General features: G+C 33.8%; 14 protein-coding genes and 1 tRNA gene. 9 read left to right on the top strand and 6 right to left on the bottom strand.

The window, feature by feature from the left end:
- Window positions 1–110: 110 nt before the first annotated feature.
- From K8B81_RS05680 to K8B81_RS05655, 6 genes are all read left to right on the top strand, one after another.
- Window positions 111–890, top strand: a complete 780-nt coding sequence (locus K8B81_RS05680) for a tetratricopeptide repeat protein (protein ID WP_223679761.1) — start codon at window positions 111–113, stop codon at window positions 888–890.
- A 78-nt stretch (window positions 891–968) separates the two neighbouring features.
- On the top strand, window positions 969–1,541 hold the full coding sequence (gene ribH, locus K8B81_RS05675) for a 6,7-dimethyl-8-ribityllumazine synthase (RefSeq protein WP_223679759.1): 573 nt from the start codon (window positions 969–971) through the stop codon (window positions 1,539–1,541).
- A 176-nt stretch (window positions 1,542–1,717) separates the two neighbouring features.
- Complete coding sequence (mutL, locus tag K8B81_RS05670; RefSeq protein ID WP_223679757.1) at window positions 1,718–3,649, top strand: DNA mismatch repair endonuclease MutL; 1,932 nt, start codon at window positions 1,718–1,720, stop codon at window positions 3,647–3,649.
- Window positions 3,646–4,410 (top strand): rhomboid family intramembrane serine protease, encoded by a 765-nt coding sequence (locus K8B81_RS05665; RefSeq protein WP_223679755.1) that lies wholly within the window; start codon window positions 3,646–3,648, stop codon window positions 4,408–4,410. The genes mutL and K8B81_RS05665 overlap by 4 nt, the downstream gene beginning before the upstream one ends.
- A 41-nt stretch (window positions 4,411–4,451) precedes the next feature.
- Window positions 4,452–5,315: a rhomboid family intramembrane serine protease gene (locus K8B81_RS05660; RefSeq protein ID WP_223679753.1), complete on the top strand. Its 864-nt coding sequence runs from the start codon at window positions 4,452–4,454 to the stop codon at window positions 5,313–5,315.
- Window positions 5,316–5,331: 16 nt separating this feature from the next.
- Entirely contained in the window at window positions 5,332–6,378 is a 1,047-nt protein-coding gene (locus tag K8B81_RS05655; RefSeq protein WP_223679751.1) for an endonuclease/exonuclease/phosphatase family protein, read from the top strand.
- A 78-nt stretch (window positions 6,379–6,456) separates the two neighbouring features.
- Here K8B81_RS05655 and K8B81_RS05650 read toward each other — a convergent pair whose 3' ends face one another.
- From K8B81_RS05650 to K8B81_RS05625, 6 genes are all read right to left on the bottom strand, one after another.
- A complete protein-coding gene (locus K8B81_RS05650; RefSeq protein ID WP_223679749.1) occupies window positions 6,457–7,071 on the bottom strand; it encodes a WbqC family protein in 615 nt (204 codons plus the stop codon).
- 93 nt (window positions 7,072–7,164) lie between these two features.
- On the bottom strand, window positions 7,165–8,727 hold the full coding sequence (gene lepB / locus K8B81_RS05645; RefSeq protein WP_223679747.1) for a signal peptidase I: 1,563 nt from the start codon (window positions 8,725–8,727) through the stop codon (window positions 7,165–7,167).
- 47 nt (window positions 8,728–8,774) lie between these two features.
- On the bottom strand, window positions 8,775–9,482 hold the full coding sequence (gene dapB / locus K8B81_RS05640; protein ID WP_223679745.1) for a 4-hydroxy-tetrahydrodipicolinate reductase: 708 nt from the start codon (window positions 9,480–9,482) through the stop codon (window positions 8,775–8,777).
- A 42-nt stretch (window positions 9,483–9,524) separates the two neighbouring features.
- Entirely contained in the window at window positions 9,525–10,088 is a 564-nt protein-coding gene (locus K8B81_RS05635) for a DUF5683 domain-containing protein (RefSeq protein WP_025571955.1), read from the bottom strand.
- Window positions 10,088–10,990, bottom strand: a complete 903-nt coding sequence (locus K8B81_RS05630) for a ParB/RepB/Spo0J family partition protein (protein WP_025571957.1) — start codon at window positions 10,988–10,990, stop codon at window positions 10,088–10,090. The genes K8B81_RS05635 and K8B81_RS05630 overlap by 1 nt, the downstream gene beginning before the upstream one ends.
- Window positions 10,991–10,995: 5 nt before the next feature.
- Entirely contained in the window at window positions 10,996–11,763 is a 768-nt protein-coding gene (locus tag K8B81_RS05625) for a ParA family protein (protein WP_025571958.1), read from the bottom strand.
- 299 nt (window positions 11,764–12,062) lie between these two features.
- Here K8B81_RS05625 and K8B81_RS05620 point away from each other — a divergent pair.
- The 3 genes from K8B81_RS05620 to K8B81_RS05610 all read left to right on the top strand — a co-directional run bounded on the left by K8B81_RS05620 (window position 12,063) and on the right by K8B81_RS05610 (window position 14,326).
- Window positions 12,063–12,137: transfer RNA gene (locus K8B81_RS05620), tRNA-Pro, on the top strand.
- A gap of 484 nt (window positions 12,138–12,621) precedes the next feature.
- A complete protein-coding gene (locus K8B81_RS05615; RefSeq protein WP_025571960.1) occupies window positions 12,622–13,074 on the top strand; it encodes an Hsp20/alpha crystallin family protein in 453 nt (150 codons plus the stop codon).
- A 76-nt stretch (window positions 13,075–13,150) separates the two neighbouring features.
- Window positions 13,151–14,326: a cation:proton antiporter gene (locus tag K8B81_RS05610; protein ID WP_223679743.1), complete on the top strand. Its 1,176-nt coding sequence runs from the start codon at window positions 13,151–13,153 to the stop codon at window positions 14,324–14,326.
- Window positions 14,327–14,408 lie beyond the last annotated feature (82 nt).

The following is a 14,408-nucleotide window of genomic DNA, read 5'->3' as shown; positions in this document are numbered from 1 at the left end:
AGTAATTATCATTATCGAAAATATTTTTTTTAAAATAGTGATAAAATCGATTTTTTTTACTTCAGTTTCAATAAAAATTTTATTTTTGCCGTTCACTAAATTAATTTTAAATGGCTACTTACAATAAAAGAGGATATAAAGCACCAAAGGAAAAGGAAGTTAAAGAAGTAACTGAAGAAACACAGGTAATTGTTGATGAAAAAGACAGTACAACTGCTGGTGTTTTTTCAAAATTAGATGAAACTGCTTCAAGAACTGAGGATTGGGTTGCTAAAAATCAAAAAATCATTATTGGTTTAGTTGCTGGTATTGCTGTATTAACTATTGGCTATTTGGCTTACCAAAAATTTATTGAAGCACCTAAGCAAGATGAAGCTGCTAACGAAATGTTTGTTGCACAGCAAAATTTCCAAAAAGCTACTGATGGTGTAGCAAGCGATTCCTTATACAAATTGGCTTTGAATGGTTCTGAAGGTAAATTCGGATTTGTCAAAATTGCTGATGAATATTCAGGAACAGATGCGGGGAACTTAGCTAATTATTATGCTGGTATGGCTTATTTGAACACGGGTAAATTTGACGAAGCGATCAAATATTTAGGAGAGTTTAAATCGGATGATATGATTTTAAGCGCTTTGGCTAAAGGTGCAATTGGAGATGCTTATTCTCAAAAAAACAATCAAAAAGAAGCTCTTGATTATTATGTAAAAGCTGCTGAATCTAATAAAAATGATTTCACAACACCTCGTTTTTTATTAAAAGCAGGTAAAACCGCTATAGCTTTAGGACAAAAAGAAGATGCGCTGAAATACCTTACAGATATTAAAGAAAACTTTGACGGAACTCCGGAGGCAAATTCAGTTGATGCCTTGATTGGATTAGCGCAATAATTATACTTTTGAGTTCAGATTTTATATTTTAGATTCGTATTTTAGCAATCGTAAATTTAAATTCTAATAATACTACAAATGGCTACCGAAAATAAAAATTTATCAGAATACGATAAAAACACAATCCCAAATGCGAAAGACTTTCGATTTGGGATTGTTGTTTCTGAGTGGAATGACACTATAACCGAAGGACTTTATAATGGTGCTTTTGAAGCACTAATTGACTGCGATGTTCCTGCACAGCAAATTATCCGCTGGAATGTCCCGGGAAGTTTTGAACTGATCTATGGCGCAAAAAAAATGCTGCAGACGCAAAATGTTGATGCAGTCATTGTTATAGGATGTGTAATTCAGGGAGAAACAAAACACTTTGATTTTGTCTGCGAAGGCGTTACTCAAGGAATAAAGGATTTAAATGTTCAGACTGATATTCCGGTTATCTTTTGTGTTTTAACAGACAATAACATGCAGCAGTCTATTGACCGAAGCGGTGGTGTTCATGGAAATAAAGGAACCGAAGCTGCTATAGCTGCTATAAAGATGGCTTATATCCGTCAGCAGGCTTCTATTTCGCATCCTTTTACTCAGCCATTACTCTCTTCAGGTGCGATTCAGATTGAAGATGCTCCCAGAAAAATTGAGAACCAATAAAAAAACATTTTTGTATATTACAAAACCTATACTGTGTAAAAAAGAGTATAGGTTTTTTGTTTTTTTTATGACTAATGAAATTCTAAAAGCCAGTAGAAATTCATTAAATTTGTACACCTTGGTTTGGATTTTAAATCAAAAATCTTAAATCGTTAATCTACAATCTAAAATTTTCAATGTCGAGTATTATTCAATTACTTCCTGATCATGTTGCCAATCAAATTGCTGCCGGAGAGGTAGTACAAAGACCTGCTTCAGTTGTAAAAGAGCTTTTAGAAAACGCAGTTGATGCCAATGCGACTGATATTAAATTGATTATTAAAGATGCTGGAAAATCACTAGTTCAGGTGATTGATAATGGCAAAGGAATGAGCGTTACTGACGCGCGTTTGTGTTTTGAACGTCATGCGACCTCAAAAATTCGTCAGGCCGAAGATTTATTTTCGTTGTGTACTAAAGGTTTTCGTGGAGAAGCTTTAGCTTCGATTGCAGCGATTGCTCATATGGAAATGAAAACCAGACAGGATCAGGAGGAATTAGGAACGCATATTGTTATTGAAGGAAGTAAATTTATTTCGCAGGAAGTAGCAGTTTTACCAAAAGGAACTTCTTTTGCGGTTAAAAATTTATTTTTTAATATTCCTGCCAGACGCAATTTCTTAAAGTCTGATACAGTTGAATTTCGTCATGTTATGGATGAATTTCAGCGTGTTGCTTTGGCGCATCCAAATATTCATTTTACTTTTTATCACAACGGAAGCGAGATGTATAATTTGCCGGCTGCCGGTTATCGCCAGCGTATAGTTGGAATAATGTCAGGAAAAATGAATGAAAAATTGGTTCCTGTTAATGAAGATACTGAAATTATAAATATTCAGGGTTTTGTCTGTAAGCCTGAATTTGCCAAGAAAAGCAGGGGCGAGCAGTTCTTTTTTGTAAACGATCGTTTTATAAAGAGCGGTTATTTGCATCATGCAGTTATGGCTGCTTACGAAGGGCTTTTAAAAGATGGCTCACAGCCAAGCTATTTCTTATACCTGCAAGTTCCGCCGAATACAATCGATATTAATATTCATCCAACAAAAACTGAAATAAAGTTTGATGATGAACAGGCTTTGTATGCTATTCTAAGGGCTTCGATTAAGCATAGTTTAGGTCAGTTTAATGTAGCGCCGGTTCTTGATTTTGATCGGGATTCGAATTTAGATACACCATATCACTATAAAGATTTAGAAGCAGAAACACCAACGATTCAGATAGATGGCAATTTTAATCCTTTTACGGATGATAAAACGAATCAGCATTATTCAAAAGCCAATTCAGGATCGGGTTATAGTTCCGGATCGTCTTCATCTTCAGGAGCATTACATTCAGGTTCATCATATTCAGGTTATTCTAAAAGAGTTGAACCAACAGCAAGTTGGGAAAGTTTATATGTTGGGTTGGATTTAGATAATGCGGAAAGTATTGAGAGTTCACCATTTACATTCGAAAATGAAGAAGTGACATCTTCACTGTTTAATGATGATGAAGTAGAACAGGCAGGTCAGAAAACATATCAGATACATAAAAAATATATCGTTTCGCCGATAAAATCAGGAATGGTAATTGTTGATCAGCAGCGGGCTCATCAGCGTATTTTATATGAACAATTTTTGTTGAATATGACAGTAAATCAGGCTTCAAGTCAGCAGTTGTTGTTTCCGTTGAATTTGTTTTATTCATCAGATGAAATGGCATTGATAGAAGAGCTTAAACCTTCATTGGAAACAACAGGTTTTGTTTTCGAAAAAGCTCAAACAGATCATATTGTGATTTCCGGAATTCCCGTTAATATTACTGAAAGCGAAGTTTCTCTTGTAATCGAACAATTATTAAGCGATCTGCAGGAAGGAATACCGGGGAGCAGTTATAGTCAGAATGATACGATAGCCAAATCGATGGCCAAAAGTTTAGCAGTTAAAACCGGATCTTATTTAACGGAAAAAGAGCAGGATAATTTAGTAAACGGATTATTTGCCTGCAAAGATCCAAATATTTCACCTTTTCAAAAACCTACTTTCATCACCATGCGTGTGGAAGATATAGATAAAAAGTTTGCCTTATGATGAACATGACACCAATAGTAAAGCAGTTATTGATTATTAATATAATAGTTTTTATAGGAGCGCAATTAGTGCCTGTTTCTTACGAATATCTTGCGATGTTTTTTCCTGAAAACCCAAATTTTAAAATTTGGCAGCCAATCACACATATGTTTATGCATGGAAAATTAGAGTATGGAGGAATCATGCATATTACTTTTAATATGTTTGCATTATATTCTTTTGGATCAGCTCTTGAACATTTTTGGGGAGGAAAAAAGTTCCTGTTTTTTTATATTTCATGTGGTTTAGGATCTGCATTGTTACATACTGCTGTGAATTATTATTTTTTTCAGGATACTATGAATACATTAATTGCTAATGGATTTAATAAAGTCGAAATTTTACAACTTTTGAATCAAGGGAAAATTGATACGAGATGGCAGGATTTGGTTTCGGTAACACAATTTGATGGCTTTACAAATGCTTACATCGGGACAATTGTTGGGGCCTCAGGTGCTATTTATGGTTTGTTGACTGCTTTTGCTTTTATGTTTCCTAATGCTGAGCTTGCTTTAATGTTTATACCAATACCAATCAAGGCAAAATATTTTGTTCCGGGAATTTTAGCTGTCGATTTATTCTTAGGTTTTAAAGGTGGATCATTGTTTGGAAGCGGAGGGACAGGTATAGCGCATTTTGCGCATATAGGAGGTGCAATAACTGGTTTTTTAATGATGTTATACTGGAAAAAAAATCAGTTTAATAACAATCGTTGGAATTAATTTTTAACTTTAATAATTAATAAAAACCAAAAAGAAGCTTTATGAATATTTTGGATGATTTGAAATTACAGTATAAGATAGGAGGGGTTTCACTACGTTTGATCTATTGGAATATTGCTTGTTTTCTGATTTCATTAGTGTTTTTCTATCAATATTCAGGTGGCGGATTTGCATATCCAGACTGGTTGGCACTTTCTTCAGATCCAAATGTTTTTCTATTTAAGCCCTGGACATTTTTAACGTATGCATTTTTCCATTCTTCATTTTTGCATTTGTTGTTTAATATGATGGTTTTGAATTTTGCAAGCCAGTTGTTTTTGACCTTTTTTACTCAAAAACAATATCTGGGATTGTATATTTTAAGTGCTGTTTTTGCAGGAATTATATTTGCATTAAGTTATTATTTTTTAAATATTTCGGCACCAATAGTTGGAGCTTCTGCTGCAATTATGGCAATTTTGGTTGCGGCAACAACATATCAGCCATTGATGGATGTTCGTTTACTGTTGATTGGAAATGTAAAATTATGGCACATCACAGGCGTAATCCTGATTTTAGACCTGATGCAGTTGCGTTTAGACAATACCGGAGGGCATATATCGCATTTAGCTGGTGCCTTTTTTGGGTTTATGTATGTAAAGCTCCTCCAAAATGGTACAGATTTAAGTATTATTATTACCAAAATAGTAGATTTTTTTGCCAATCTGTTTAGAAAATCCCCAACGACCCCATTCAAAAAAGTGCATAAAAATTATCAAAAACCTATAGAAAAAGCAACATCAAGGATTGTTACCAAAGACAAAACGCAACAGCAAATTGATGAAATTTTAGACAAAATCAGCCAGTCTGGTTATGATTGTCTTACTAAAGAAGAAAAAGAGTTTCTATTTAAAGCTGGAAAATAATCTTTAGCAAAATAATATGAAAAACCTTTCCTGGTTTAATAAAATAATGTTCTTTTTGAATATAGTACTGACTGTCCTTACATTTAGTATCTATGTTTTGCCTTTTTTAGCACCTAAAAGTTTTCCACTTTTATCGGTGCTCACATTATTTATGCCGGCTTTTTTTGTGGCAAACGGGTTATTCTTTATTTATTGGGCAATTCAGTTTAAAAAACGTCTTATTTTATCAGGATTAGTGTTGTTGACGGGGATTACATTTATTAGCAAGTTTTATAAAATTTCAGGTAAAGAATATGTAGATGACGAAAAGGACTTCTCTGTAATGAGTTATAATGTTCGTCTTTTTAATGTTTTTAAATGGCTCGAACGTGATGATATTCCTGATAATATAAAAGTATTTATAGATGAAAAAGATCCTGATATTTTGTGTGTTCAGGAGTATTCGAATTCTGCACATCTGGATCTAAAAGTATATCCGCACCGTTATATTTTTATTGATGGGAAAAAAATCAAAACAGGGCAGGCTATTTTTTCGAAGTTCCCTATTATAAATGAAGGTAATATTATTTTTCCGAATTCAGATAATAATGTAGTTTATGCTGATATAAAACGAGGTAAGGACGTAATCAGGATTTACAATATGCACCTACAGTCTATTAAAATTTCGCCTGATGTAAATGAAATTTCGGATGATATTGATAATGTTAATCAAAAAAAATCACAGCGAATACTGGCCAGAATAAGTAAAGGATTTAGACAGCAGCAAGAACAGGCGGAGATTTTTAAAGAAAACATCAAGCAATGTAAGTACCCGATTATTATTTGTGGGGATATGAATAACAGCCCTTTTTCTTATGTCTATCGAAATATAAAAGGAAAACTAAAAGATACTTTTGAAGAAGCAGGCGAAGGTTTTGGTGCTACTTATAAATTTAAATATTATCCTGCCAGAATCGACTATATTTTTACTGATCCTAAAATGAAGATAAAACAGTTTGAAAGTTTTTCTGATTTTGAAAATTCAGATCATTATCCCATCATGGCAAGGCTTTCAATAGAATGATTTTTGAACCAAATACGAAATTGAAAAGTTAAATAGTGATTTAATACTCATAATTCACAACTTACATTCATAATTGATTTATATAATTTTCTGTGTTTTTAAATAATCCATTGCAAATTTTCCTTCATTGAAAAGTAAATCCAAAACGCTTAAATTGTTTATAAAACCATGTTTGTCATCAAAAACCTGAGGATATTTTTCAAATGAATTCTGATCTTTTTTTCCATTAGCCAGATATCTGAAATCAGCAACATTTTCTGCTTCATGAAAATATTCAGTTGTTTTTCCAAATTCTAATTTCATTCGTAAACATTTGGTAACTGTCTCCAGGACTTCCATGTTTAAATCCATCAAAAAAGTATGTTTTTTTTCGAATACAGGAAGAATGTCATCCTCGAAAAATTCAAAAAAAGGAGAGCTTCTGTAAGCTGCTTCCAAAGATTTAAAATGCTGTTTTTGCCAGTCAAATTCATTTTCAATCAAAACATCTTTTGTTTTTTGATGTGTCGATTTTGAATGTTTAATAGGAATATTTAATAGTTGAATTCCATTTGGACTGTAGATGTAGGTACGGTTTCTGTTAGTCTGTTTCTGAAAATTATCTTCCATTTCAAAAGTGATATTCTCAGATTGAGCCATAACTGCAAAATGGCTAATTGAGGGAAAATAAGTAGGAAGTAATAAGGAATTCATGTTTTTTATTTTTTGTTTAAAAGTTTCAGGTTTCAAGTTTCAAGGTTTGTTATGAACCTGAAGCTTGAAACCTGAAACAAATAACTTATTTAATTATGCTTTTTTCTCTTGTCTTTTTTTCCAAAAATATTCTCCAATGAAAAATACTGCTAAAGCAATCAGGAAATATTTGAAATACGATTGCGGCTGACCTTCGCCATCTACTGTTGTGAAAACTCTGTCCCAACGGATTTTATTAATACCTTTTCCGTTTGTGTCCCAGCTCATCCAGATAAAAACCGGTTTTCCTACAATGTGGTTTTCAGGAACATATCCCCAATAACGGCTGTCTTCAGAGTTATGGCGGTTGTCACCCATCATCCAATAATAGTTTTGTTTGAAAGTATATGTGGTTGCCGGTTTACCATTTATTAAAAATTTGGAACCTTGCAACTCTAAAGTATTGCCTTCATAAGTAGTGATGATATCTTTATAAAATGGTAATGATTCATTTGTTAAAGCGACTGTTTTCCCAGCTTCCGGAATATATATCGGACCAAAATTATCCTGATTCCATTTGTTGATATGAGGGAAAATGGAATTGTCATTTCCTTTAGAAATTTGTCTTTTTACATTCGTAATTCCGGGAGTGTTTTTTAAACGCTGAACACTTTCTTCTGTTAAAGCTGCAAAATATAAGGTGTCTCTTTTTGCTTCATCCTTAAATCCCATAACATCAACAAGATTGACCTTAAGTTCTTTTAAAAGTGATTCAAAATCAATAGGTGTCTTTCCGTCTAATGCTACAGCATATGAATATTGTGGTTTTGCCCTTTCAGGAAGGATTAGTTTTTTATTATTAATATAAACAAATCCGTCTTTTATTGATAAGCTGTCACCCGGAATTCCTACACAGCGTTTTACGTAGTTTGATTTCTTGTCAATTGGTTTTATAACGCCTGGTTTTCCTTTTGGCTCAAAAAAGTAATGCACAGTATCGACTGGCCAGTTAAAAACAACAATATCATTTCGTTTTATTTTTTCTAAAGCAGGAAGCCTGAAATAAGGTAATTGTGGCCAGCTTAAGTATGATTTCTTTTTTGTTAAAGGAATAGAGTCGTGAACCATTGGTAACGCTACAGTGGTCATAGGAACACGAGGTCCGTAGTTTACCTTGCTCACAAACAGAAAATCACCAATTAATAATGATTTCTCTAATGAGGATGTTGGGATTGTAAACGGCTGTACAACATAAGTATGTACCAAAGTTGCTACAATTATAGCGAAAAGCAGAGAGCTAACGGTGTCGGCTGCTCTGTTTTCAGGAGTTAATTTTCTATCTGCATAGTACTCTAATTTTTGGGTATAATTGACATAATAGATGTAAAACCCTAAAGTGAAAATGCCTAAAAAGGTATCTAATGTTGATTTTTTTCCAAATGTTCTCAAAGTTTCTACCCAAACGACAGGGAACATAATAAGATTGATTATGGGTATGAAAAGCAGGATTGTCCACCAGGTTGGGCGCCCGATAATTTTCATTAAAACGATTGAATTATAAACGGGAATTGCTGCTTCCCAAGACTTACGGCCCGCAGCCTGATATAACTTCCATGTACCCAGAAAATGGATTATTTGTACTGCTAAGAAAAAAACAAACCAAAGATAAAGTGTCATAATTTTATGTTTTAGTTCTGAAATTTCAGAATATTATTTTTTGGATTTTATTTAGATTCCAGATTTAAAACGTCTTTCATCGTGTAGATTCCTTTTTTGCCAGCAAGCCATTCGGCGGCAATAACAGCTCCAAGGGCAAAGCCTTCACGATTATGTGCAGTATGCTTTAATTCGATGCTGTCAACGATAGAATCGTAAGTTACAGTATGCGTCCCTGGAACATCACCAATTCTTTTAGCTTCAATATGAATTTCATTGGACTTCGGATCTTCCATTGTCCAATTTGCATAAGCACTGTTTTTAATGACACCTTTTGCTAATGAAATAGCTGTTCCGCTTGGTGCATCTAACTTTTGAGTGTGGTGAATTTCTTCCATTGATACTTTGTAAGTATCAAACTGACTCATAATTTTAGCCAGATATTCATTCAAACCGAAAAAAATATTAACGCCTAAACTAAAGTTTGAGCTAGAGATGAAACCACCTTGTTTTTCGTTGCAAAGCGCTTCCACTTCATCATAATGCTCTAACCAGCCTGTTGTTCCTGAAACTACCGGAACATTGGCATGAAAACAACTTGAAATATTAGCTACAGCGGCTGTGGGAACACTGAAATCGATAGCAACATCCGCTGTTGAAAGGCCGTCATATGTATTGAATTCATCTTTTTTCAGGACAATTTCATGCCCTCTTTCCAGAGCAATCCTTTCGATTACCTGACCCATTTTTCCGTATCCTAAAAGTGCAATTTTCATTTTCTTGTATATTTTTTATTTAAATAGATAGTAAAAAGCTATTTAAAAGTTGTAATTAAAAGTTAGTCCCACATTTGGTTTAAAAGTTACATCTGTAGGATAGATTTCCGGACGCACAGATAATCTTTCATTCACATTAAATTGTATCAGTGAAGCATCAACATTAGCATCAATGATATTTAAAGCATAAAAACCAACGACAAACAATGATGATAAATCGCGATTACGCTGATAAAACTTTTGGGCTGCAATAAGACGGGAGTCATCAAGCCTCGCAAATTTTTCGCTTGGTTCATAACCCTCTAGTCTTCTTTTGTATTCATTTCTTGCTTCTCTATATTTTTTTTGATTATCAAGATAAAAATACATACTGGTCCCAATTGCGCCATATACCAAAGGGATTTTCCAGTATTTTTTATTGTATGCCTGTCCTAAGCCGGGTAAAATTGCCGAGTAAAAGGCAGCTTTTGCTGGTCTCAGCGGGTCTATTTCTTCTAATTTAGAAGTGTCTTTAGCGACTAAAACCGTTTCTTGTTTTACCTGAGCAAAAAAAGAGACGGTTCCTGAGAGAAAGAACAATAGACTTATGGGGACAATTTTATTCACTATCCGTTTATTAATTTTATAATTCTGTTAAAGTCGGCTTCTGAGTTAAACGGGATTGTAATTTTTCCTTTTCCGTTTCCGGCAACTTTTATATCAACTTTTGAACCAAAATAGTCATTAAATGTGTTTTTTTGCGTTTCTTTAACTACAAATGAAGAAGCTGCTTTTGGTTTTCCTTCAGCTTTGGGCTGCAGGCTTTCGTGATAATTTTTAACTAAAGTTTCTGTTTCACGTACTGATAGATTTTGGCTTACTATTTTTTGGTAAATATCGGTCTGAATATCCAGATCTTCAATATTGATGATAGCCCTTCCATGCCCCATACTGATAAAACCATCGCGTATACCTGTCTGAATGATTGGATCTAATTTTAGAAGGCGTAAATAATTGGCAATCGTAGAACGTTTTTTACCAACACGTTCACTCATTTGTTCCTGTGTTAATTGGATTTCATCCATCAAACGTTGGTACGAAAGTGCAATTTCAATAGGGTCTAAGTCATGACGCTGAATGTTTTCAACCAAAGCCATTACCAATGATTCATTATCATTAGCAATACGGATGTAAGCAGGAATATGTGTTAAGCCTATCAAAGTCGAAGCACGCAAACGACGCTCCCCGGAAATTAACTGGTATTTGTTAAATTCTAATTTTCGAACAGTAATAGGTTGAATTACACCAAGTTCTTTAATAGAAGTAGCTAATTCACGTAAAGATTCCTCATTGAAATTACTTCTGGGCTGAAATGGATTTATTTCGATAGCACTTATTTCAAGCTCAATGATGTTTCCAACAACTTTGTCAGCATTTTTGTCTTCTACTGATGTGATGTCGTTTTCCGGATCTTTTAATAATGCTGATAATCCTCTTCCTAAGGCTTGTTTTTTAATTGCTTTTGTCATAAAAACTATTTGCTGTTTTTCTTTATAATTTCCTGAGCTAAATTAATGTAATTCACTGCTCCTTTGCTTGTTGCGTCATAATTAATGATGCTTTCTCCAAAACTTGGGGCTTCACTTAATTTTACATTTCGCTGAATAACGGTTTCAAAAACCATATCGTTAAAGTGCTTTTGAACCTCTTCAACAACCTGATTTGACAAACGCAATCTTGAATCGTACATGGTTAGCAATAATCCTTCAATATCCAGGTCAGGATTATGGATTTTCTGAATACTTTTAATAGTATTCAATAGCTTTCCTAATCCTTCAAGTGCAAAATATTCACATTGAATCGGAATAACTACAGAATCAGCAGCTGTTAAAGCATTTAAAGTTAATAATCCTAAAGAAGGTGCACAGTCGATTATAATAAAATCATACTCTTTCTTAGCTTCTTCTAATGCTTTTTTAAGCATGTATTCACGGTTCTCTTTATCAACCAGCTCAATTTCGATAGCAACAAGATCAATGTGAGCAGGTATCACGTCAACATTTGGAGCTGTACATTTTAGAATAGCTTCTTTTGGTGTTACAGTGTGTTCAAGAATCTGGTAAGTTCCGGTTTCAACTGTTTCCACATCAATTCCAAGACCAGATGTGGCATTGGCTTGAGGATCAGCATCGATCAATAAAACTTTTTTCTCTAAAACACCTAATGAGGCAGCAAGATTTACTGATGTAGTAGTTTTTCCAACGCCTCCTTTTTGATTAGCAATAGCAATGATTTTGCCCATTTATTTTCTGAATTTTGAACCGTAAAAATACAATTATTTATGGTTTTTGAAAATCTATTTTGTTAACATTTGTGAAACCTTGCTTAGCCTTTGTTTGATGGGTGTTTGGAACAATTTAAGCTAAATTCCCTAACTTGCTTTGCTTTACTATTAATTGTTGTTTAGTAAAAAATGTTCTGATTTCCGATTTAGCCCGTTAATATATTAAAGTGACTTTTGTGAATTTTAATTTTAATTTTTTCTTATTTCTAAAATTGTTTTGGATAAACCAAAAATAGTTATATATTTGCACCCGCTTACGGGGTGTAGCGTAGCCCGGTTATCGCGCCTGCTTTGGGAGCAGGAGGCCGCAGGTTCGAATCCTGCCACCCCGACACCAAACTTACAGTGTTATCAAAATCCCCTTGAATCATATGATTTAAGGGGATTTTCTTTTGTAAAACTGATTGATATTAATTGTAATCCTCATCTTCACTAAAGTTTAGAACTGATTATTCAATAGTATTAATAATCTCAATACATAACTTTAAATTCTAAAAATTGGATCCGATTACAGCTTAAGTTAATGTGCTTTCTTAAAAGTTGACAAATTTTCAGATGGACATTGTAAAATTGTCAGTATTTTAAATTTATACTGAGAACTGTTTTTGTAAATATTTTAAAATATCTGAATAAAAATTTTGAAAAATCGCATCAGATTTTTATAATAATTTACTATAAATGAAATTGGCTTAGATAGTTGAAACTGAAAAAATGTCATTTTTTTTGATTGGCATAATTTTGGTTTTTAGACCTGATGCACTGCTACTCAGTGTATGTTCAAAAAAATATTGTCAAACAATTTAAAAGTAAAATGTTATGAATCTTATCAAGAGAAACGGTAATCAGATTAATGGTTTGCCACGTACGTTTTTTGATGACGTTTTTGGCCGTGAGCTTTTCAATTGGGAAAGCAACAATTTTTCAACTACAAGCACTACGCTGCCATCAGTAAACATCAAAGAAACTTCGGATAATTACGAAGTAGAAGTTGCTGCCCCTGGTCTGGAAAAAAATGACTTCAAAGTAACACTTGACGGTAACCTGTTGACTATTTCGTCAGAGAAACAAAATCAACACACTACTGAGCAGGAGAATTTTACTCGCAGGGAATTCAGCTACCAGTCATTTCAGAGAAGTTTTGAACTTCCTAAAAACGTGGTGGACGAGGACAAAATCAGTGCCCGTTATGAAAATGGACTTCTCCATTTATCTATTCCAAAAAAAGAAGAGGCTAAGCAAAAACCTCCAAGAATGATCGAAATTGCTTAATTTCGTTTTTTTACCCTTGTGCAAAGCTGCCCTTTTTTAGGGTGGCTTTTATTGTTTTTTATAAATCATCTTTGTTATGTCCTCACAATTATTCTCAGGAATAGCTGTGCTTTCCTGTGTTGTTTTATTTCTAATTCTGTTACTGCGGCGTTTTAAACAGCCATATTTTATTGCTTATATAGTATCTGGTGTACTTTTAGGTCCTAATGTTTTAAATATAATTCATGCTCCTGAAGTAGTGGCGGATCTGGGAGAAATAGGAATTGTACTTTTGATGTTTTCCATAGGTGCTGATATAGATTTACGCCACTTTAGCCAAAATTTTTATAAACCCTTTCTTATTGCGTTTGTTCAGATTGTATTGAGTTTTATATGTATATATTTAATAGGAGGGAAGGCTGGATGGACATTGAATACAATAGTGTTACTGTCGTTTGTAATAAGTCTGAGCAGTTCTGCAATAGTTTTTCAATATTTGGAAAGGACGGGGGAAATTAAAAGTCAGTTGGGGATTATAACCTGTGGAGTACTGTTAGTACAAGATGTACTGGTTATTCCTATGATTTTATCCCTAAATTTTATCTCGGGCACTAACATAACTATTTTCGAGCTTGTAAAAGTATGTATAGGTGGAGTACTAATACTACTGTTCCTGAGGGCTGCAATTACGAAAAAGCTTTTTCAGATTCCTATGCGGAGAGAAATAATTGCCGATCATGATCTGCAAGTTTTTATTGGTTTTTGCATCTGTTTTGGAATGGCCTGGTTTAGTTCATGGTTTGGGCTTTCTCCTGCATTTGGGGCATTTGCAGGCGGAATTGTAATTGGTCAGGATAAAGCAACACGATGGCTTGGAAAAGCATTAATTCCTTTCAGGGTTTTCTTTATGGCTTTCTTTTTTCTTGCCATTGGACTGCAGCTAGACATCAACTTTGTTAGTAACAATGCAGGTATAATTATCCTGATTGCAATAACTGTTTTAGTGATTAACAGTTTTATTAATACCATACTTTTTAAGATTACCGGAAATAATTTGCGAGACAGTCTTTATGGAGGAGGGCTTTTGTCACAAATTGGAGAATTCAGCTTCGTACTGGTCACTCTCGCTGCTTCCCTTGGGCTTGTTGATAGCTACATCCATCAGATTACGCTTTCTGTGATAACTTTCACGATGCTGTTTTCAAGTATATGGCTGACAATTATACAGAGGTTAATATACCAATTGCCTGTTATATCAGAAGATAATCATTGAAAATTTAAAAGTTAGTTGCTTTTTAGTATAATTCTGTAATATTGTCTCAGTTAATCTTCTCCTTAATTTTGTCCAATGTGTT

Origin of the sequence: Flavobacterium hibisci (genome assembly GCF_020026925.1) — a bacterium.
In the GTDB taxonomy this organism is placed as follows: domain Bacteria; phylum Bacteroidota; class Bacteroidia; order Flavobacteriales; family Flavobacteriaceae; genus Flavobacterium; species Flavobacterium hibisci.
The sequence above is the reverse complement of the archived record's forward strand: the minus strand, read 5'-3'. Positions and strand labels throughout refer to the sequence as shown.